15 protein-coding genes, 2 tRNA genes and 1 pseudogene are annotated in these 21,259 nt (G+C 48.4%); 9 read left to right on the forward strand and 9 right to left on the reverse strand.

Annotated elements, in window-relative coordinates:
* Window positions 1–3: 3 nt before the first annotated feature.
* Genes NQ510_RS02140 through NQ510_RS02155 form a run of 4 tightly spaced genes read right to left on the reverse strand, consistent with a single transcriptional unit; the run spans window position 4 to window position 7,795 of the window.
* The gene (locus NQ510_RS02140) at window positions 4–3,048 is read right to left on the reverse strand and encodes a glycoside hydrolase family 3 N-terminal domain-containing protein (RefSeq protein ID WP_005825051.1); all 3,045 of its coding nucleotides are present in this window, start codon (window positions 3,046–3,048) and stop codon (window positions 4–6) included.
* Window positions 3,049–3,068: 20 nt separating this feature from the next.
* Entirely contained in the window at window positions 3,069–6,083 is a 3,015-nt protein-coding gene (locus NQ510_RS02145) for a glycoside hydrolase family 3 N-terminal domain-containing protein (protein ID WP_005825053.1), read from the reverse strand.
* 1 nt (window position 6,084) lies between these two features.
* A complete protein-coding gene (locus tag NQ510_RS02150; RefSeq protein ID WP_005825055.1) occupies window positions 6,085–7,002 on the reverse strand; it encodes a bifunctional metallophosphatase/5'-nucleotidase in 918 nt (305 codons plus the stop codon).
* Window positions 7,003–7,024: 22 nt separating this feature from the next.
* On the reverse strand, window positions 7,025–7,795 hold the full coding sequence (locus tag NQ510_RS02155; protein ID WP_016273980.1) for a 5'-nucleotidase C-terminal domain-containing protein: 771 nt from the start codon (window positions 7,793–7,795) through the stop codon (window positions 7,025–7,027).
* A gap of 259 nt (window positions 7,796–8,054) precedes the next feature.
* Here NQ510_RS02155 and rplS point away from each other — a divergent pair, with 259 nt between their 5' ends.
* The gene (gene rplS, locus NQ510_RS02160; protein WP_004292313.1) at window positions 8,055–8,408 is read left to right on the forward strand and encodes a 50S ribosomal protein L19; all 354 of its coding nucleotides are present in this window, start codon (window positions 8,055–8,057) and stop codon (window positions 8,406–8,408) included.
* 757 nt (window positions 8,409–9,165) lie between these two features.
* Here rplS and NQ510_RS02165 read toward each other — a convergent pair.
* Window positions 9,166–10,146, reverse strand: coding sequence for an ROK family protein (locus tag NQ510_RS02165; protein WP_005825067.1), 981 nt, complete (start codon window positions 10,144–10,146; stop codon window positions 9,166–9,168).
* A gap of 176 nt (window positions 10,147–10,322) precedes the next feature.
* Between NQ510_RS02165 and NQ510_RS02170 the strand changes: the two genes are divergently transcribed.
* The 5 genes from NQ510_RS02170 to NQ510_RS02190 all read left to right on the forward strand — a co-directional run bounded on the left by NQ510_RS02170 (window position 10,323) and on the right by NQ510_RS02190 (window position 16,141).
* Entirely contained in the window at window positions 10,323–11,039 is a 717-nt protein-coding gene (locus NQ510_RS02170; RefSeq protein ID WP_005825069.1) for an ABC transporter ATP-binding protein, read from the forward strand.
* Window positions 11,040–11,093: 54 nt separating this feature from the next.
* Complete coding sequence (locus NQ510_RS02175) at window positions 11,094–12,353, forward strand: ABC transporter permease (protein ID WP_005825072.1); 1,260 nt, start codon at window positions 11,094–11,096, stop codon at window positions 12,351–12,353.
* Window positions 12,354–12,358: 5 nt separating this feature from the next.
* Window positions 12,359–13,600, forward strand: a complete 1,242-nt coding sequence (locus NQ510_RS02180) for an ABC transporter permease (RefSeq protein ID WP_005825074.1) — start codon at window positions 12,359–12,361, stop codon at window positions 13,598–13,600.
* A gap of 78 nt (window positions 13,601–13,678) precedes the next feature.
* Window positions 13,679–14,782 (forward strand): efflux RND transporter periplasmic adaptor subunit, encoded by a 1,104-nt coding sequence (locus tag NQ510_RS02185; protein ID WP_005825076.1) that lies wholly within the window; start codon window positions 13,679–13,681, stop codon window positions 14,780–14,782.
* A gap of 30 nt (window positions 14,783–14,812) precedes the next feature.
* A complete protein-coding gene (locus NQ510_RS02190; protein WP_005825078.1) occupies window positions 14,813–16,141 on the forward strand; it encodes a TolC family protein in 1,329 nt (442 codons plus the stop codon).
* Window positions 16,142–16,225: 84 nt separating this feature from the next.
* On the opposite strand, the gene NQ510_RS02195 is transcribed toward NQ510_RS02190, so the two are convergent.
* From NQ510_RS02195 to NQ510_RS02205, 3 genes are all read right to left on the reverse strand, one after another.
* Window positions 16,226–17,143, reverse strand: a complete 918-nt coding sequence (locus tag NQ510_RS02195; protein ID WP_005825085.1) for a hypothetical protein — start codon at window positions 17,141–17,143, stop codon at window positions 16,226–16,228.
* 14 nt (window positions 17,144–17,157) lie between these two features.
* Window positions 17,158–17,850 (reverse strand): DUF4476 domain-containing protein, encoded by a 693-nt coding sequence (locus NQ510_RS02200; protein WP_005825088.1) that lies wholly within the window; start codon window positions 17,848–17,850, stop codon window positions 17,158–17,160.
* 100 nt (window positions 17,851–17,950) lie between these two features.
* Window positions 17,951–18,787 carry a CvfB family protein gene (locus tag NQ510_RS02205; RefSeq protein ID WP_005825090.1) on the reverse strand — a complete coding sequence of 279 codons (837 nt, stop codon included), beginning with the start codon at window positions 18,785–18,787 and terminating at the stop codon, window positions 17,951–17,953.
* 193 nt (window positions 18,788–18,980) lie between these two features.
* On the opposite strand from NQ510_RS02205, the gene NQ510_RS02210 reads away from it, so the two are divergent.
* From NQ510_RS02210 to NQ510_RS02220, 3 genes are all read left to right on the forward strand, one after another.
* Entirely contained in the window at window positions 18,981–19,982 is a 1,002-nt protein-coding gene (locus NQ510_RS02210; RefSeq protein WP_005825092.1) for a malate dehydrogenase, read from the forward strand.
* 137 nt (window positions 19,983–20,119) lie between these two features.
* Window positions 20,120–20,192 (forward strand) — tRNA-Phe (locus NQ510_RS02215).
* Window positions 20,193–20,207: 15 nt separating this feature from the next.
* Window positions 20,208–20,280, forward strand: a tRNA-Pro gene (locus tag NQ510_RS02220).
* Window positions 20,281–20,321: 41 nt separating this feature from the next.
* Here the strand turns inward: NQ510_RS02220 and NQ510_RS02225 are convergent.
* Window positions 20,322–21,237: pseudogene (locus NQ510_RS02225) on the reverse strand (AraC family transcriptional regulator).
* Window positions 21,238–21,259 lie beyond the last annotated feature (22 nt).

Genomic DNA, 21,259 nt, shown 5'->3' on the forward strand with positions numbered 1-21,259 from the left:
CAGTTATTTTTTTCCTCCCAGCATCGCCTTATATACAGCTTCCTGAATCCTCGTCCTTATATCCAGCCTCATCAACTTGTTATTCCACACATCCGGATAGGTGCGGTTGCTCAAAAAGACATAAACCAAGCCGTTCTCCGGGTCTGTCCAGGCGCAAGTACCCGTGAAACCGGTATGACCATAGACAGAAGCAGGGGCAGACTCTGCGCAGGGACTCTTCTGGGGATTATGCCGGTCGGGCTTATCAAATCCCAGCCCCCGGCGGCTTATCCTTGAGACAGTGGTAGTAAATACCCTGCAGGTCTCCTTGCTCAAATAGCGTTTACCGTCCAGTTCACCCCCATTCAGCAACATCTGATAGACTTTTGCTACTTCTTCGGCAGTGGAGAACAGCCCGGCATTACCGGAAACGCCACCCTGAAAAGCTGCGGATTCATCATGTACAAATCCTTGCAAGGTAGTCTTACGCAAGAAAGGATCTGTTGATGAAGGTACAATATCTTCCTTCTTCAAGAAGCGCAGAGGAAGATACCCCGTACGCTCCAATCCCATCGGAGTATAGAATTCCTTGGCCAAATATTCGTCCATAGACATGCCGGTGCGCGCCTCGACCAACTGCTGCAACAAGATAAAGCCCACACAACTATAACGGTAACGTTTATCTCTAAGCGGAGTATCCACAATCTTCTGCAAGTACTCCTGCTTGAAAGAACGGTTCAGCCAAAGGCTGTCGGACACTTGCATCGTATATTCCGGTGTCTGCACCTTCGACGTCAGTCCCTGACGGAAGCGGAACTTAGGGTTCGCCCAAGTCTGCCGTCCGATGCGTGCGGAATGCCGGGCATCGGGACGTGCCTTGAACAAAGTGCCGGTGTAGCTCTCTTCATCAATCGCTTCCTGATAGAATAGCAAGGTAGAAGGTAGACCGGATTCATGCATCAGCAGTTCGCGTACCGTAATATTCTTCTTGTCCGTATCCTGTAGGAAAGGCAGATAATCCGACACCCGGTCTGTAAGATTGAGGCGTCCGCCATCGTACAACTTCATCACAGCAAGCAGCGTGGCTGTGGTCTTTGTCAGCGAAGCGATGTCGTATACATCCGTCTTCTTTACGGGAAGCGCCTTGCTTCCGGCCTCGTTCCAGACGTGGGTACCGAAAGCTTTATTATACATCTCCCTACCATCCTTCAGCACCACCACCTGGCAGCCGGGGTAAGCCCCTTCACGAATGCCTTCTTCAGCTATCTTGTCTATTTCAGCCAGCAGACGGGAATTCATACCATGCTCTTCGGGTACAAAGCGGGGGGCGCTTTGAGGAGTCAGCGTCACTCCCGCACCGGCAGCAAACCGACTACCGATACTGGCAGACAAGCGTCCCTCTGAACAAGCGCTGCCATAAACAATCCGGGCAACCTGCCGCTGTACCTCCTCGTTGGAGGAGTGTGCCAAAATCACCGCTTCAGCAGCAGCGTCCCCTTGTTTTATCTGCAATACCTGCTTGCCAGGAATAAAGAACAGATAAACCACCGGTACGTCAGGAGCGAACTTTGCAAAGAAATTCTGATAGGGCGTCAAACGGTGTTCGGTGACACAGACCAGAATACGTTTGTACTTGGCCAGCGCATTTCTCAAACGGTTCCCGTCAGCCTCCGGCAGATTCTTGCCCAAACGGAACTCCACAGGACGGGTATACTGCGACAGTTCCTTGAGGAACGGCTGGATTTCCTGCGCTTCTCCCACATTGAGCACGGCAACTTCACCGATGGAAGGGTCCAGCGGAAGTACCTCGTCCCGGTTATCCAGCACAGTGATGGCCGCCAAGTTCAGCCGGCGCATCAAATCACGCGTTTTCGGAGTATTGATGCGGGTCCCCAAACCTGAAAGCTGTACATGGGGTTTCTTTTCCAACCCAAGGGCATATTTATATTTCAGTACTTTACGGCATTTCGCCTCTATCTCTTTCTCTGTCAGCTCCCCTTTTTTCACAGCGGCAAGCACAGCCTCCACTTCTTCCTTAATACGCCGGGGGACAAGCAGCAAATCATTGCCGGCTTTCAGCGCCTGCAAACAGATGCTTTCATTGCCCGATACCCCTTTCATGGCAAGGGCATCCGTAAAGACAAGCCCCTGAAAGCCGAGGTCATTCACCAACAGACCGGAAACTACCTTACGCGAAAGCGAAGACGGGAGCCCCTTTTGCGGCTCTATGGTAGGCACCTCCAAGTGCCCCACCATCATTCCTCCCAATCCGGCACGAATAGCTTTTCTGAAAGGATAAAGCTCTATACTGTCCAGACGGGCACGGGTAAAAGGCAGCACGGGCAACGCCTTATGAGAATCCACATCCGTATCCCCATGTCCCGGAAAGTGCTTGCTGACAGAAAGCACACCACCATCCTCCAACCCTTTGGAGTAGGCAACAACCTTGTTCGCCACATTGAACGGACTTTCACCGAAGGAACGGGTATTGATAACCGGATTCTTGGGATTGATATTCACATCCGCTACGGGAGCAAAATTCACTTGCACCCCCAGTTCACGGCATTGGCGGGCCACCTCGCGCCCATATTCATAAATCAGTGTATCGTTCTGTATGCAGCCCAGCACCATGTTTCGCGGAAAGTTCGGAGTACCGCGAAGGCGCATAGCCAGCCCCCATTCACCGTCAAAGGTAATCATCAGCGGAACTTCCGCCATCCGCTGCGCCTCATTGGTCAACATCACCTGGTTCTGCATCAATCCGCCGGAGAATAACAGACCGCCTACCTTATAGTCCTCCACCACCTTACGCAGCAGTTCCTTGTTGGCCTTGTCCTGCTGGGGGGCAATCGTATAGATGAACAGTTGTCCGATGCGTTCTTTCAGAGTCAGACGCTGCATGACGGAATCCACCCACTGCCTGCACCGCACGTCACTGTTCAAGAGACGTACAAGCGAAGGGTCGTTCGGCGGCACCGGAGTAAACGGCATCGGGCCAAGCTGCGCTTTCAGAAGCGGACAAAGACAACACAATATAGTGATATAGGCAAGCAGGTATATTCTCTTCATTCCTTATAGATAGATTGTTTTTAGGGGATTTGCGGAATAATACTTTTATAAATCAATTCCTGGATATCTCTTCTTATATTCATGTCACCCAGTTTCGTGTTCCATACATTGGGGCACAAGCGGTTGCTGAGGAATACATACACCGTCTTGTTTTCCGGGTCCACCCAAGCACAAGTACCGGTAAATCCGGTATGTCCATATACCGCTTCCGGAGCGGAAGGAGCACAAGGGCTGCGCTTCACAATGGATACATCCGGCTTGTCGAATCCCAGACCGCGACGGCTGATGGCAGATTTCTCCGTCGTAAACAAACGGCAGGTTGCCTCACTCAAGAAACGCTTGCCATTGAATTCACCGCCGTTCAGCAACATTTGATAAACCTTTGCCACCTCTTCGGCCGTAGAGAAAAGTCCTGCATTACCGGACACCCCACCCATGCAGGCAGCAGTCTCGTCATGCACATATCCGCATATATCCTGGCGACGCAGGAAGTCATTGGATGCCGTGGGCATGATTTCCGCTTTGGTGAACTTCGTCAAAGGCAGAAACATAGTACGTTGCAATCCCATCGGGGCATAGAACTCACGGGCAAGGTACAAATCCATCGGCAGCTCCGTCACCTTCTCCACTACCTGCTGCAACAGCACGAAGCCAAGGTCGCTGTAAACATAACGTTTGCCATCCAACTCGCACTTGGCTATCCGCTGAAGGATAGAATTCTTGAAACTCTTGTTCAGCCACATGCCATCTGCCATGTGCAGGGTATAGACCGGTGTATTCTTGTCGGACACCATCCCTTTCCGGAACTTAAAATCGGAACAATAATAGCTATGCTCGCTTACCTGCGTACGATGCCACTCGTCCACCCAACTCTGGGAGTACGGGCCGTGTACCGAATTCGGGTCTATGATGTCCAGGTAGAAGCGGATATAGGGAGGAAGCCCCGATTCGTGGAACAGAAGTTCGCGGATGGTAATGTTCCGCTTGTTGCCATTGCGCAAGAAGGGCAGATAAGCGGAAACCTTGTCATCCAGTTTTATCTTGCCCTCATCATACAGTTTCATGACGGCAAGCAACGTAGCCGTAGTCTTGGTCAGCGAAGCCAAATCAAAAAGGTCCGAAGAACGGACAGTAGTGGTATCCTTATCAGAGTGGGTTCCGAAGCCTTTGTCATATACCGGCAGTCCGTCTTTCCACACCAGCACGCGGCAACCGGGATAAGCTCCCGCTTCCAGTCCCTTTCGGGCAACGGCATCGATACTTTGCAGCACATACGACTTCATGCCGTAATCTTCCGGAACAGTCTTCCCCGGTTTCATGCCCGGCTCAATCATACAGCCCGTTCCCGCTGGAAACAGTTTACCGATACTCATCGACATTCTGCCACTGGCCAGCTTTTTGGCAAAAAGAACATCAGCCACGTATTGCTGCAAATCCGTCTCTGCCGAATGTGCCAGCACCACAGCGCTGGATTTGGCAAGTGCGGGCATCAGAGGTTGCAATGTACGGTAAGAGGTAAAAAAAGTATAGACCAGCGGAGCACGCAGGTTCAAGCCTTCCAGAAAGGCCACATCACGGTCGCTGACATAAGCCGAACCGGTGATGCTGATAACCACGCGACGGAAAGCAGCCAACTGCCCCTGCACTTCCTGCCAGAGAGCCTCATCGGCATTCCAAGGCAAGTGGAAATGGCTGATGCCTGCATTCTTTTTCATAGCTTCCACAAAGGGAGCATCCGCCTCCTTCTCTCCGATGCTGAGCACGGCAATATCACCTTCCACCGGTGCCAGCGGGAGGACATCGAAATAATTGTTCAATACAGTCACTGCCGAACGGCGCAACTTGGCAGCCAACACCTGCGCTTCCTCCGTATTGATGCGATAGCTCATTCCGCTGACCCGAAGTTGCGGCTGGCGGTTTCTCAAACCAAGCATATACTTGTACATCAATACCTTGCGGCACTTGGCATCAAGTTCGTCCTTACTCAGTTGTCCCGACTCCACTGCATCTACCAGCTCCTGCACCGCATTCTTCGTATTGAACTGTACCAGCACCATATCATTTCCCGCCAGCAGCGCTTTGGTAGTTACCTGCGGAATGGCAGACACCCCCTTCATGTCCAAGGCATCGGTAAACACCAGCCCTTTAAAGCCGAGTTCATCCTTCAACAACCCGGTCACCACATTCCGCGACAAGGAAGAAGGAGTCACCCCGTCCGGGTCCAGCGCCTGCACTTGCAGATGGCCTACCATGACACCCCCCAATCCGGCACGTACCATTTCCTTGAAGGGATAAAGTTCCACACTGTCCAGGCGTGCACGGTCGTAGTGCAAGGCAGGAAGCGCCTTATGAGAATCCACATCCGTATCGCCATGCCCGGGGAAATGCTTGCAAACGGAAAGTATGCCCCCGCTTTCGAGCCCACGGCTGTATGCCACCACCTTTTCCGCCACCCGCTGCGGGTTCTCGCCAAAGGAGCGTACGTGTATCACCGGGTTCAGCGGATTCGTATTGACATCCGCATCGGGTGCAAAATTGACGTGTACCCCCAATTCGCGGAACTGGCGGGCCACCTCACGTCCATATTCTTCAATCAGGCCATTGTCCTCGATACATCCCAAGGCGGCATTACGGGGATAGTCCGGAGCGCCTTTCAGCCTCATTGACAGTCCCCACTCTCCATCGAAAGTAACCATAACGGGAATCTTGGCATCCTTCCGGGCCATATTGGTCAAGATAGCCTGCTCTTCCGGAGTACCTTCGGAAAACAGCAAGCCACCGACCTTGTATTTCTTTACCAGCTCGCGCATCTGCTTTTTCGTGGCCTTGTCTGCTCTGGCCGGAATGGTGGCAACGATGAGCTGCCCCACTTTTTCGTGTACATTCAGACCTGACAACACGGAGTCCACCCATTGCCGGCACCGGTTGTCTGCAGCCGAAGGAAGAAACGGGCCTCCCGTCTGGGCGTGAAGTGAAGATAATCCCAATATAAACAATCCTGCAACCCATAAAAGGAGGGTGAGTCTTTTCATCATGCTATTTTTCAGTTAAAGTAAGTACCATTTCTCCTACGTAGATGCCACTCTTTCCGGTGTGCAGCACGGGAACGCTCTTGCCGTCCGCATTCAGATAAACGGCAGGCTTTTCCATAAAAGTATGCGAATGTCCTCCCAAAATGACATCAATGCCACGCGTCTTGCCTACCAGGTTCTCGTCGGAAGCGCCTTCGGGATTTGCACTGCGGATACCCAAATGAGACATGCAAATCACAACCTCGCAATTCTCCTTCTCCCTGAGAAGGTCTGTCATTTCCTGGGCCACCTTTATCGGGTCGTTGTAGACAATGCCTATGCATTTATCCGCCTGCACCAGCCCTTCCATCTTAGGGGCCAGGCCGAAGATTCCGATTTTCACCCCTTCGCGCACCAAGGTGATATAAGGCTTCACCAGCCCTTCGAGTACCGTACCCGTCACGTCATAATTGGAACAGACCACGGGAAAATCCGCCATACGGAACAATTCCGCCATATTCTCAAGTCCGAAATCAAATTCATGATTACCTATCGTCATGGCATCATAGCCCATGAGGTTCATCATCTTGACCTCCAGCTCGCCTTTGAAAAAGTTATAATAAGGGGTACCTTGCGAGATGTCTCCGCAATCCAGCAGCAACATATCCGGATGCTTGCCGCGAAACTGCTTTACAAAACCGGCACGGCGCACCACACCGCCCATCCCGGCATACTCGTCGGCAGCCTCGGCGCTGATGGGTTCTATACGGCTGTGCGTATCGCTGGTGTGCAGGATAAACAGTTGTTTTCCGGATTGGCCGGACGATACAGAATCGGCGGACACCAGGCAAAGGGGTTCTTCAGTAATGACACGCCCCTCTTGCTGTGCCGATGCGGGGAGCATGAAAAGCAGCAGGGCTGCCAAGGAATACATATGTTTCATAGAACTTCTGTTTTTTTAATGCTTACTCTTTAACGACCACTCTTCCCTCCATGCGCGAAGTCACCTTCTTGCCGGCTGCCGTCTGCTTCTCCACATACTTCATGAACAGACCACGCAGTGTAGCCCCATCCGGGCACTCCCTTTTATCCGCCTGCAGGAAAGCCGTCATTCCATCGTTTCCATCAGCCAGATAATCAATCGTGGCAACCGTATAGTCACGGTCATCCTCCACCGGCTTGCCGGCAATGGAAGCCTGGAGCAGCTTGCCATCCTTGCTGATTTCCAACTGTATACCACTCACCCCTTCACCAAGTCTCACCGCAATGTTTTCAAACAAGTGCTTCATGGCAGAGCCTTTCATCGTCAGCACACAGAGCGAATTCTCAAAAGGCAATATCTCATAGATGTTTTCGGTAGTGATATCTCCTTCCGTCAGGGAATTCCGGATTCCACCGATATTGATTAGCCCCATATCGGCCGGTTTGCCCAGCACTTCCACCGCAGCCTCACGCAGTACATCTGCAATCAGATTGGATAAAAGGCTTTCGGGCCGGAATCTGTCCATCGACATTTCTGCGGTTCCCACCACATGATACATAACGCTGTCCATCCGGGCCTTGTAAGGCGCCAGCAGAGCCACGGCTTCGGCATCCGGCTCGGCATCCCAGACAGAGTTCATGGGAATTCTGCCTCCCTCTACCTTGGTCACTTCGTAGGAAGAATGGCAGGAAACCAATAGAAGTGCAACCGCCAACACTGCCCCCGCAAGGAGACTGAAAGTTTGTTTCTTCATATTCATTTAGTTTTAAATTGCTACAAATATACTTTTCTTTTGCGACTGAGCCACACAATTAACCGATTATTTAGACTTGCGTTTAGCAGAATGAAACGCTCAAAAATCATCCCAACTGGCGAAAAAAAGCTTGAAGCACTTGTGTATCTGGCAAATAATTCGTTCCTTTGCACCGCTTTCGCGCAATCGCTGTCAGGACACCAAGAGAGAAGCCTGGTATGTTGCGTTGTAACGATGAAACAATTTAATAATAAAAACAATGGATTTAATTAAAATTGCAGAAGAAGCATTTGCTACCGGAAAACAGCACCCGAGCTTCAAGGCAGGTGACACTGTAACAGTAGCATATCGTATTGTCGAGGGTAACAAGGAACGTGTACAGCTGTACCGTGGTGTTGTTATCAAGATTGCCGGACATGGAGACAAGAAGCGTTTTACAGTACGTAAGATGTCAGGAACCATAGGCGTAGAACGTATTTTCCCGATTGAATCACCGGCTATCGACAGCATCGAAGTGAACAAGGTGGGTAAAGTTCGTCGCGCTAAACTGTACTACCTGCGCGCTCTTACCGGTAAGAAAGCAAGAATCAAAGAAAAAAGAGTTAACGGTTAATTCCAGACTCCTATTTCGAAATAAAAAAGGGAAACTGACAATGTCGGTTTCCCTTTTTTAGTGATATACACAGTAGGCATACACACCATGCGATACTCTACTGCTACTCCCTCATTCAAAACATTGTAAGCCTGCGCTCCTTTCCTTTCACATAAGCCTTCCTTCTTGCTGATATGTTAGTTTATCAGCGCCCAACGGCCGTGAGACGCTCTGCTAACGACCGTCAACAAGGTGCTTTATGGCCGTTAGGCGAACGCCTCACGGCCGTTAAACAGCTCTCATATGCATAGCTTGCCTATACTGAATACCTATCTTATCCATACCAAAAACCTGACTTCCACCTATTATCGCACGGGCTTTTACGAAGTTAATACCGTGTTTGCAGGAAACCAATAGCTTGTTTACACGATATTGGCAAATTGCCCCATATCCTATTAATTTATTGTACTACAAGACATTAATAGATTATTTGGCGTAAATTTAAGGTGGAAGCAAAAGTTGCTTCCACCTTTTCAAGTTGCTTCCACAGCATCCGCAACCCCGATGAATAAAGGGATACAGAGAATGGGTGGAAGTGTGGAAGCAACTTGTGACATAACTTTATTGCTGAGGAATATGTGCCACCAAAGAAAAAAAGGTGTGTCGAAACTCTCATAAACTAAAAATCACCCTCGCCACAGATAGGTGTAGCGAGGGTGACTTCGATAGAAGGGGAGTTTTGACATATCCCCTCCTTTATCAGTTTCCCTAATATTGATTACTTGATATCTCTCAGCTCCCAGCCCAACGCACTGGCACCCAGCACTGCAGCATCAGAGTCCTTCAACTCGGAAGCCAGCAACTTGGTCTTACCTTTGTAGATATTCAATACATTGTCGTCAATAGCTTTCTGGATAGGCTTGAAGATATAGTCTCCCGCTTTTGCCAGACCACCGAACAACACGATAGCTTCCGGACTGGAGAAAGCGATGAAGTCAGCCAAAGCCTCACCCAAGATGGTTCCGGTAAACTCAAAGATGTCTTGAGCAATCTTGTCACCCTTCACCGCTGCATCATACACATCCTTGGAAGTAATGTTTTCTGCCGGAATGTCGCGCAACAAACTCGGTTCGGTACTCTTGGTCAAGAACTCACGTGCAGAACGCGCCACACCCGTAGCCGAACAATAAGTTTCCAGACAGCCGTGACGTCCGCATCCGCAGAGACGTCCGTTTTCACGACGGATAATAGTATGTCCCAACTCTCCGGCAAAACCGTCATGGCCATATACCATCTGACCGTTAATAACGATACCGCTACCTACACCGGTGCCAAGAGTTATCATGATAAAGTCTTTCATACCACGAGCCGCACCGTAAGTCATTTCACCGATACCGGCAGCATTGGCGTCGTTTGTCAAAGCGGTAGGGATACCCAAGCGCTCTTCAAACATGGCAGCCAAAGGAATTACACCCTTCCAGGGAAGGTTCGGGGCAAACTCAATAGTACCGCTGTAATAGTTTCCGTTAGGAGCACCGATACCGATACCTTTTATCTTGTCTACTCCACCGTTGGCAATAATGAGCGGCAACAGATTCTTGCAAACTTCGTCTACGTAATCATTGACGTCCTCATAAGCTCCGGTTTTGATGGAACTGCTTGCAATAATAGTTCCGCGTGCGTCTACAATACCAAAGACGGTGTTTGTTCCGCCTATGTCAATGCCCACTACATAGGGCTTTTCCATGTTTGAATTCATGATATTACTTTTGTTTAAAGGGTTAGTTAATCACATTCATGGTTACAAAAATCACAAAGAAAAACGACACTGCAAAATCTTTTTTTAAAAAAGTTTGCAACTTTTGCAACTTTTCGTAGCATTGCTGCGTCTAATAGTGAAAATTAATAAGAGTAAAGCAATAAACAGGGAAAACAGTGATACAACTAAAAGACATTAACAAGACCTACAACAACGGAGCACCGCTGCATGTGCTCAAAGGTATCAACCTCGACATTCAGAAAGGCGAATTTGTTTCCATCATGGGCTCATCGGGTTCGGGAAAGTCCACTTTACTCAATATACTGGGTATTCTGGATAGTTACGACACGGGGGAATATTATCTGAACGGTACCCTCATCAAGAACCTCAGCGAAACGAAGGCAGCCGAGTACCGCAACCGTATGATTGGTTTCATCTTCCAGTCCTTCAATCTCATTTCCTTCAAGAATGCAGTGGAGAATGTGGCGCTTCCTCTCTTTTATCAAGGAGTGAGCCGCCGCAAACGTAATGCGCTGGCACTGGAATATCTGGACCGCCTGGGGCTGAAAGAGTGGGCACACCACATGCCAAATGAGATGTCCGGTGGACAGAAACAACGTGTAGCCATCGCCCGTGCCCTCATTACCCAACCGCAGATTATCCTTGCCGATGAACCTACCGGCGCGCTCGACAGCAAGACTTCCGTAGAGGTGATGCAGATTCTAAAGGAACTGCACGATACGGGCATGACCATCGTAGTCGTGACCCACGAAAGCGGTGTTGCCAACCAGACGGACAAGATTATCCATATCAAAGACGGTATCATAGGTAGCATCGAGACGAATCTGAACCACGATGCAAGCCCGTTCGGAAAAGACGGATTCATGAAATAATAAAGGAAGAGCCCCCTCCCCCTTTAATTTTTAATTCTTAATTTTTAATTATCAATGATAGACCTTTGGCAAGAAATATACGGAACCATCAAACGCAACAAACTGCGTACATTCCTGACGGGCTTTGCCGTGGCATGGGGAATCTTCATGCTCATCGTGCTGCTCGGAGCCGGAAACGGTATCATACATGCCTTCGAGCAAAATGCGTCGGAGCGTGCCTTGAACTCTATCCGCATCTTCCCCGGCTGGACCACCAAGTCATACGACGGTCTGAAAGAAGGACGCCGCGTCCAACTGGACAACCGGGACATGGATGACACGGAGAAGCAATTCACCGAAAATGTCATCAGTGCCGGTGCCACCGTGCGTCAAAGTAATGTAAACGTCAGCTTCGGACAAGAATATATCAATATCTCTCTGCTGGGCGTATATCCCAACTACACCGAAGTGGAAACCGTGAAAACAGCGGACGGACGTTTCATCAACTACAACGACCTGAAAGACCGACGTAAAGTCATCATCCTCCATAAGAAATCTGCAGATATCCTTTTCGGAAAAACGCATACTGAACCCATCGGACAATTTGTCAATGCCAGTGGAGTGGCCTATCAAGTAGTAGGCCTCTACAATGACCAGGGAGACCGCGAGGCAAACGAAGCGTATATCCCCTTCTCCACCTTGCAGACCATCTATAATAAAGGAGACAAGCTGAATAACATCATCTTTACAACCAAGAACCTGCACAGCATAGAAAGTAACGAAGCCTTTGAAAAAGAATACCGCAAGGCTATTGCCACCAATCACCGCTTTGACCCCACAGATGAGAGCGCCATATGGATATGGAATCGTTTCACCAACTATCTGCAGACACAGAATGCAATGGGTATCCTCCGGACTGCAATCTGGGTTATCGGTATCTTCACACTGTTGAGTGGGATTGTCGGCGTGTCGAACATAATGCTGATTACCGTGAAAGAACGTACCCGGGAATTTGGTATCCGTAAGGCATTGGGAGCAAAACCTTTCTCCATCCTTTGGCTGATTATTGTGGAAAGCGTGACTATCACTACGCTATTCGGTTATATCGGTATGGTGGCAGGCATCGGGGTGACGGAATGGATGAACTCTGCTTTCGGTAGCCAGACGATGGATGCCGGCATGTTCCAGCAGACCATGTTCTCCGATCCTACCGTAGACCTCAGTATTGCTATCCAAGCTACCCTGACCCTTATCATAGCGGGTACGTTGGCTGGGTTCTTCCCGGCTAAGAAAGCGGTAAGTATCAGTCCTATTGAAGCACTTAGAGCAGATTAAAGATTATGAGAATAGACATAGATACGTGTGAGGAAATCCTCATCACAATAACAAGGAACAAAACGAGAAGCCTGCTTACGGCGTTCGGCGTATTCTGGGGTATCTTTATGCTGGTGGCGCTTATCGGTGGCGGCCAGGGCATGCAGGAAGAACTAAAATCCCAGTTCGAAGGATTTGCAACCAACTCGGGCTTTATCGCTGCACAAAAGACAAGCGAGGCTTATAAAGGTTTTCGCAAAGGACGATGGTGGGATTTGGAGATGGAAGATGTGGACCGTGTACGCAATGTGGACGGTGTGGCGCTTGCCACGCCTTCCATTGCCTTATGGGGACAAGTGGCTGTCTACGGAGACAACAAGTACGACTGTAGTGTGAAAGGCTTGTATCCCGAATATGAACAGATAGAACATCAAGAGATGACCTATGGACGTTTCATCAATGATGTCGACATTAAAGAGTCGCGTAAAGTGTGTGTAATCGGCAAACGTGTTTATGAAAGCCTCTTCAAACCCGGTGAAGACCCCTGCGGCAAATATGTCCGGGTAAATGGTATCTATTACCGGGTTATCGGAATGTGTTCATCCGAAGGCAATGTCAATATACAAGGGCAGGCCTCTGAAGCCATTACATTGCCTTTTTCCACCATGCAACAGACCTACAACCTCGGAAAGAAACTGCATGTAGTATGTTTCATCATGAAACCGGGAGTAAAAGTGAAAGACGTGCAGCCCGAAGTGGAACGTCTTGTAAAAGCGGCGCACTACATTGCTCCCGATGACAAACAAGCCGTCATGCTTCTGAATGCGGAAGCTATGTTCTCCATGATGGACAACCTGATGATTGGAGTGCGCTTTCTAATCTGGATGGTAGGTTTGGGGACGCTGTTTGCCGGAGCTATCGGCGTATCGAATATCATGATGGTAACCGTCAAGGAGCGTACAACGGAAATAGGCATACGCCGTGCCATAGGTGCCCGTCCTAAAGACATTCTGCAACAAATTCTTTCGGAAAGCATGGTGCTGACCACTATAGCGGGTATGGCAGGTATTTCTTTTGCCGTATTTGTACTGCAAATACTTGAAAAGGCCGCCAATGACCCTGGAGTTATCAAAACCCACTACCAGGTTTCATTCGGACTGGCTATCGGAACCTGTATCCTCCTCATCGCATTAGGAGTGCTTGCCGGACTGGCACCTGCCTATCGCGCCATGGCAATCAAGCCAATTGAAGCCATCAGGGATGAATAAACTTATAGAGAGACCACTAACCGTAAGCCATGAAATAATGGCTATATCAATCGTAAATAATTAAATCGTAAATATAAGATGAAAACAAAGAAGTTTCTGAAAATCGCATTATTGGTAGTAATTGCTGCCTTATTCATTTGGACATTCGTTTTTCTGTACCAGAAGTCCCAACCTAAAGTAATAGTATACGAAACGATAGTTCCGGAAGTGACAGACCTTGAAAAGACTACCGTAGCCACCGGCAAAGTGGAACCGAGAGATGAAGTCCTTATCAAGCCGCAGATTTCCGGTATTATTGCCGAAGTATACAAGGAAGCAGGACAAAGTGTGAAGCAAGGGGAAGTGCTTGCCAAAGTAAAGGTGATACCCGAACTGGGACAATTGAACTCTGCCGAAAGCCGCGTACGATTGGCGGAAATCAACGCTGCCCAAGCCGAAACGGATTTCGCCCGTACCCAGAAACTGTACAACGACAAGCTTATCAGCGCTGAAGAGTACGAAAAAGGGGAAGTAAGCGTGAAGCAGGCACGCGAGGAACTGCAGACAGCAAAAGATAACCTGGAAATTGTAAAGGAAGGCATCACCAAGAACAGCGCCTCTTTCAGTAGTACCCTGATCCGTTCCACCATTACCGGTCTGATTCTGGATGTACCCATCAAAGTCGGTAACTCGGTTATCATGAGTAACACTTTCAATGACGGAACCACCATCGCTACCGTTGCCAACATGAACGATTTGATTTTCCGCGGCAACATTGACGAAACGGAAGTGGGCCGTGTGCACGAAGGCATGCCGGTGAAACTGACAATCGGCGCCCTGCAGAATCTTTCGTTCGATGCCACACTGGAATACATATCTCCGAAGGGTGTGGAAGAAAACGGTGCCAACCAGTTTGAAATCAAAGCTGCCATTGCCGCACCGGACAGCGTACAGATACGTTCCGGCTATTCTGCCAACGCAGAAATCGTATTGGACCGTGCCCAGAAAACGCTTGCCGTACCGGAAAGTACCGTTGAATTCAATGGTGACAGCACCTTTGTATACGTAATGACGGACAGCGTACCGGTACAAAAGTTCGAACGCCGCCCCATCCAGGTCGGCATGAGTGACGGCATAAAGATTGCCATCAAAAGCGGTATCAGTGCCCAGGATAAGATTCGCGGTGCAGAGAAAAAGGATTAACAAACGGAATAGCTTAAAAAGATATACGATATGAATAAAAAGATATTCTTATACCTCGCAATATTCGGCAGTATCTCAGTGCAGGCGCAGGAACGATGGTCTTTACGCCAATGCATAGACTATGCCATCGAGCATAACATCAGTATCCGCCAGACAGCCAACGCTGCCGAACAGAGTGCTGTCGAAGTAAATACAGCCAAATGGGCACGACTGCCGAACCTGAATGCCAGTGCCGGCCAGAGCTGGAACTGGGGACGTACGCAAACAGCCATCAAAAATGAGGATACGGGAGACTATTCCACTGTATACGTCAACACCAGCAGCCACGGCACTAATATGTCTGTCAATACCAGCATACCTATCTTTACCGGTCTGGAAATTCCCCACCAGTATGCATTGGCCAAACTAAACCTCAAAGCTGCCATTGCCGACCTGGACAAAGCCAAGGAAGACATTGCCATCAATATAGCTTCGGCCTACCTTCAGGTGCTGTTCAATGAAGAGCTCCACCAGGTGGCGTTGGGACAAGTGCAATTGAGCAAAGAGCAATATGTCCGCATCAGCCGGCTTGCCGACTTGGGAAAAGCCTCTCCGGCAGAACTGGCAGAAGCCAAAGCACGTGTGGCACAAGACGAGATGAATGTAGTGCAGACAAACAACAACTATAAGTTGGCCCTGCTCGACCTTAGCCAGCTTATCGAACTGGAAACACCGGAAGGGTTCAATCTGGAATCTCCGGCAGTCAATCTGGATTTAGTCCCTCTCACTCCTCCGGATGAGATATTCCAAACAGCCATGGTGAGTAAGGCTTCCATACAAGCTGCACAGTTCCGCTTGGAAGGCAGTAAACACAATATCCGTATTGCCCAGAGCAACTACTACCCGCAACTGAGCCTGAACGGTAGTCTCGGTACGAATTACTATTCTACCATCGACCGTACTTTCAGCCAGCAGATGAACGATAACTTCAACAAATATGTAGGATTCAACCTCAGCGTACCTATTTTCAACCGTCTCTCTACCCGTAACCGGGTACGCACGGCACGCCTGCAACGTGAAAACTATGCCTTGCAATTGGATAATGCCAAGAAGACACTTTATAAGGAAATCCAACAAGCATGGTACAACGCCGCTGCTGCCGAAAGCAAATATACCAGTAGCCATACAGCCACCGTTGCCAGCGAAGAGTCTTTCAAGCTGATGAGCGAAAAGTATGAGAACGGAAAAGCAAATGCCGTAGAATACAATGAAGCAAAACAGAACCTTATGAAATCCCAATCAGACGAATTGCAAGCCAAGTATGACTATCTGTTCCGTACCAAGATTCTGGATTTCTATAAGGGAGAACCGATTGAATAAAAAAAGAAGTATAATTTTAGTTGTTGTGTTTGATTCTCCCCTCTCCCTGCCTCCAGGCTGACAAGAGGGGAGTTTTTTGTTCTTCTATCTCCTTTCCGAAGAGCGGGAAGAGCTACTGCCGGTAGAACTGCGGGTAGTGCTTGAAGAGCTACTGCGACGGCTTTCGGAACTCCGTACGCCGGAAGCATTTCTTCTTTCCTTGCTTGCCGTCTTTACCCTGCTACGGCTGGGACTCTTATCATTATTTTTAGTTCTTGTGGTTTCTATTTTCTCTTTACTCGACTTTCTGCCACTATCCACACTACTACGTCGCGTACTGCTGTTACGTGTACCTGTGCTAATACGATTATTACTACCGTTACTACGTCGCGTGGTATATACATCATCCCTGCCTGCCGGACGCTTATGCGAATTAGGGCGGATGTTCACCGAACCGAAATCTGAACGGCGGCTGGTGTGGTACGACTTATCATTCCGAATACTCCACGAACCGGTATAGTGCGGATGATGGTAACGACCGCGATAATAGCTGTTGTGATAGTGCGTACGATAATGGCCACCGCAATATGTACGGTAATGATACGGCCGCGGGAAATAGAAATGATTATGGTTGGTGTAAGTGATGTAAACCCTAAAAGACCAACGACCACCACTTACATAAACCGGACGGTAAAAATAGGCGGCCCGCATGAAACGGCCGTACTGCCGGTTATTCAGCACCCATCGAAGGTCGTCATTGCGCACATCCAGATAATCGTAATAGCGATTCAATGCCCATTCCTCCCCCCGAAGAACGTCATCCATCAGATAACGTATACCGGAAATGAAATCATAGTTTATTTCGTACACGTCATTATACTGTTCTGTACTCAGGTTCAATTCATAGGCCATCTTGTCCGTAAGAAAGCGGGTCTCTTTACGCACTTTGCTGTTGCTCATTGCCGCACTACAAACAGCTGTACTCATCATAGCGGCAAAAAATATAAATATAATCCGTTTCATAACCCCTCCTTTTTTTAGTTATTCTTCTCATGATATTGTTTGATGAAGGCATTTATCTCGTTCTTGTCCGACGAGAAGGTCAGCTTGTCTATCGCATAATAGAAATTCGGTTTATCGGCTATTTTAGGATAAATCTTCTTCATCAACTGTTTCTTTTCACTGTCGAAACGATAAAAATCCATCAGACGGATACACTGGTCAGTAGTGAACCAAGAGGTCAGCAAGGCATGGTCGAGCACTTCCTTACGGTCTGAATCGAAACTCTGTTTTTCCATCAGCCCCATAAACTGTTCGAAGGCAGATGGTGACATCACCGGTTCATGCTGCTCGCCTCCTAACGGCCTGTCACCGGGTCTGCCAGGCTTGTGATGATTAGAAGTACCCCAGTTTCCACCAGGTCTTTTGTCCTCTGGAATGAAAATATCTTCCACTTCATTGATGGAGCAATGCACACGTTCATCATATAGGAGTTTTCCTCTTCGGGAATTCTCCCCACGGGATGGCGCTTCATAAACCTCTACCCGACAACTACCACGCAGATTGGCTACAAAACAACTGAAAGTAGGCAGGCAAACCTGCTGTCCGTCGACCAGTACCACCACTCTACGGTATGGACTTTCTATACGGATTCCGTCTATGGGCGCCGCTTTTATTGCGGGAAACGCTACCAGAACTAGACAAACACTTAATATCAAATGACGTATCATGACTTTTCTTTTTTTATTGTACGACAAAAATAGGGAGAGGAAATTCCCCTCCCTAATGATTGTCTCTATTTACAAGTAGGGAAATTCCTAATGACTGGGACTAATTCCTAATCCTGATTCCATCTTCCTCCAATACAACCAGATGTTTTTTGTACAAATCTCCCACAGCCTTTTTGAAGGTTTTCTTGCTGACACCGAAAGTTGCATAGATTTCTTCTGCCGGACTCTTGTCATTCAAAGCTATCCGTCCGCCCTGTTCACAGATATAGTCCAGCAACGTAGCTGAGAAATCTTCTACTTTAGCCTGCCCCGGTTTTTGAAGCAGCAGGTCTATCTTGCCGTCTTCGCGTACCTGCTTCACATAGGCTTTCATCCTCATGCCCGTGTGCAGTGGCTGAAATATCTCGCTCTCATATAGCAAGCCGCTATATTCATCGTTGATGATCGCCTTGAATCCCAAATCCGTCTTCTGCCAAATCAGGATATCCACCTCCTGCCCCGACTCATAGGCGGCCTTCTCTTTGGAAAGATAACGGTCTACCTTGGCCGATGCCACGATACGATAGCTTTCATCATCCAAATGGGCATGAACCACATACTTCTTTCCCACCTGCATCTTCATTTTCTGTTCGCGGAAGGGGACGAAAAGATCCTTCATCAATCCCCAGTTAAGGAAAGCACCATACTGGTTTATCCACGCCACCTCCAAGCAGGCAAACTGCCCGACCTGCACTAACGGTGTCAGAGTAGTGGCTACCAGACGTTCTTCGTTATCAAGATATATAAAAACGTTCAGTTTGTCTCCCACCTTACAGTCTTGGGGGACATAACGCGACGGAAGCAGAATTTCACCTTCTTCGCCACCGTCCAGATACATGCCGAAGGCTACCTCCTTCACCACTTCCAGCGTATTGTACTTTCCTAACTCAATGCTCATAGTTTCTTACTTATCTTCATTTTCCCAACAAAGATAAGTAATTTAGGTACAATACAGCAGTTCGGAAAGAAGAAATAACTTTTTGCTCTAAAAGATAACTTTTTTCTATGAACAACTCTCTTCAAAAAGGGTTATCTTTGTATCGTGACAATCAGCAAGAAAAGATATTACTCACCTTTAAATAAAAAAGATTATGGAATTTCTGACAAATGACAAATTGACAATCGTCGGCGCAGCCGGCATGATCGGTTCAAACATGGCACAGACTGCAATCATGATGCATCTCACTCCCAACCTATGTCTGTACGACCCTTATGCTCCCGGACTGGAAGGGGTGGCCGAAGAGCTGTTCCACTGCGGATTCGAAGGAATGAACATCACATTTACCTCCGATATCAAAGAAGCGCTGACCGGCGCCAAGTATGTGGTATCATCAGGCGGTGCCGCCCGCAAGGCCGGCATGACCCGCGAAGACCTTTTGAAAGGCAATGCCGCTATTGCCGAAGAATTCGGTAAGAATGTAAAAGCCTACTGTCCGGATGTGAAGCACGTGGTTGTCATTTTCAACCCTGCCGACATCACCGGTCTGATTACCCTATTGTATTCCGGCCTGAAACCTTCACAAGTGACCACACTGGCCGCCCTCGACAGCACCCGCCTGCGTAGTGAACTTTCCAAGCATTTCGGCATCGCCCCCGACAAAATCGAAAATTGCCGTACCTACGGCGGTCATGGTGAACAGATGGCTGTATATGCCTCTACCGCCAAGGTGGACGGTAAACCGTTACTTGATATCATCGGTACCCCTGCCCTGACTAAAGAACAGTGGGTCGAAATCCAGACTAAGGTAACCAAAGGCGGTGCCAACATCATCGCCCTCCGTGGACGTTCTTCCTTCCAGAGTCCGGCATACGTCTCTATCGAAATGATAGCTGCAGCGATGGGTGGCAAACCGTTCCGCTGGCCTGCCGGTACATATGTACACAGCCACGGCTTCGACCACATCATGATGGCAATGGAAACTGAAATTACCAAAGACGGTGTACACTATAAGGAACTGAACGGCACGCCCGAAGAAGAAGCCAAACTGAAAGAAAGCTATGCCCATCTCTGCACACTTCGTGACGAGGTGATAGAAATGGGTGTACTGCCTGCCATCAAAGACTGGCACAGCATCAATCCGAATATCGACTGATGTCTTCGATAGCAAATGATTTTTAGAAGTAAGGTGCCTCGCTCCATAGAGCAAGAGGCACCTTTTTTAGATATTTTTCCTCAAAAAGCCTTGCGGTATAAAAAAAACTCTTTATCTTTGCACCCGCAAACGAAAAAGGTGCCATAGCTCAGTTGGTAGAGCAAAGGACTGAAAATCCTTGTGTCCCCGGTTCGATTCCTGGTGGCACCACTTTTCAAAAGCAATCGGAATGTAGCGCAGTTGGTAGCGCACTACGTTCGGGACGTAGGGGTCGGGCGTTCGAGTCGCCTCATTCCGACAGAAAAGACTTAACTTTTAGAAGTTAAGTCTTTTTTTGTTTTATACCTCCTCTCCTCCGGTTTCCCGACCATAAGAGCGATACTCCAATGGAGTAAACCCCGTACGTTTCTTAAACGAGGAGAAGAAATGCTCGGTAGACTTATAGTCGAGCATAAAAGAGATTTCTTTCACCGATAAAGAAGTACCCACCAGCAATTGCTTAGCCTTACGCAACTTTAGCTCTTGGAAATATTTTGCAGGAGCATAGCCGGTATAATCCTTAAATACTTTGCGAAACCAAGAATAACTGATATTCAACTTCATTGCCAGTTCTTCCGGGTCAACATCCTTGAATACATTCTCGTTCATGATGATTTTAGCCTGCTCTATTTTCTGATCGACATCACCCACTTCGAAAATCTTGTTTTTAGAGATGGACAATATCATCCCTATCATATGTAGCACAATACCGGCAAGATATTGCTGGGAAGAAATCTTATCAGCTTCCGCAATTTCCAAAGCGCGAGAGAAAAGTGAAACGAGCTCTTCATTCAACCCCACCTCCAACACTTGATTCTCTTTCGATAGAAAACCACCTTTCACCATATCATCAATCACAGCTCCCTCGAAACCAATATAATATTCATTCCAACCCGTCTGCACATAAGGATAATATGTATGCCACTGACCAGGAAACAGCACCATCAGTCGTCCTTTGCACACTTGCTTCTCTGGCGTGGTCTCCGAGGAGCCCCCCCCTCCCTTTAGTAATATAGACCAACTGGTACTCGCGCAGAATCCGTCCTTTCTGCGCATTGAAAAAATAACCGGTAGGATGATCCTTCAACGGATAAGGAGAATTAGGCTGGATAGACTGAAAGCCCACAGTATTTACCCAAAGACCATATTTCTGGTCCATGTCATTTACAATAAGGTACTTAAACTCTACTCCTAAATCATTATAATTTTTAGTCATAACACGTGCCTTCCATAATAGC

The organism is Bacteroides uniformis (assembly GCF_025147485.1).
GTDB lineage: Bacteria > Bacteroidota > Bacteroidia > Bacteroidales > Bacteroidaceae > Bacteroides > Bacteroides uniformis.

Excerpts from the sequence above, each read along its gene's own strand:
- NQ510_RS02140 (WP_005825051.1), bottom strand. The coding sequence starts at position 3,048 with ATGAAGAGAATATACCTGCTTGCCTATATCACTATATTGTGTTGTCTT.
- NQ510_RS02145 (WP_005825053.1), bottom strand. The coding sequence starts at position 6,083 with ATGATGAAAAGACTCACCCTCCTTTTATGGGTTGCAGGATTGTTTATA.
- NQ510_RS02150 (WP_005825055.1), bottom strand. The coding sequence starts at position 7,002 with ATGAAACATATGTATTCCTTGGCAGCCCTGCTGCTTTTCATGCTCCCC.
- NQ510_RS02155 (WP_016273980.1), bottom strand. The coding sequence starts at position 7,795 with ATGAAGAAACAAACTTTCAGTCTCCTTGCGGGGGCAGTGTTGGCGGTT.
- rplS (WP_004292313.1), top strand. The coding sequence starts at position 8,055 with ATGGATTTAATTAAAATTGCAGAAGAAGCATTTGCTACCGGAAAACAG.
- NQ510_RS02165 (WP_005825067.1), bottom strand. The coding sequence starts at position 10,146 with ATGAATTCAAACATGGAAAAGCCCTATGTAGTGGGCATTGACATAGGC.
- NQ510_RS02175 (WP_005825072.1), top strand. The coding sequence starts at position 11,094 with ATGATAGACCTTTGGCAAGAAATATACGGAACCATCAAACGCAACAAA.
- NQ510_RS02180 (WP_005825074.1), top strand. The coding sequence starts at position 12,359 with ATGAGAATAGACATAGATACGTGTGAGGAAATCCTCATCACAATAACA.
- NQ510_RS02185 (WP_005825076.1), top strand. The coding sequence starts at position 13,679 with ATGAAAACAAAGAAGTTTCTGAAAATCGCATTATTGGTAGTAATTGCT.
- NQ510_RS02190 (WP_005825078.1), top strand. The coding sequence starts at position 14,813 with ATGAATAAAAAGATATTCTTATACCTCGCAATATTCGGCAGTATCTCA.
- NQ510_RS02195 (WP_005825085.1), bottom strand. The coding sequence starts at position 17,143 with ATGAAACGGATTATATTTATATTTTTTGCCGCTATGATGAGTACAGCT.
- NQ510_RS02200 (WP_005825088.1), bottom strand. The coding sequence starts at position 17,850 with ATGATACGTCATTTGATATTAAGTGTTTGTCTAGTTCTGGTAGCGTTT.
- NQ510_RS02205 (WP_005825090.1), bottom strand. The coding sequence starts at position 18,787 with ATGAGCATTGAGTTAGGAAAGTACAATACGCTGGAAGTGGTGAAGGAG.
- NQ510_RS02210 (WP_005825092.1), top strand. The coding sequence starts at position 18,981 with ATGGAATTTCTGACAAATGACAAATTGACAATCGTCGGCGCAGCCGGC.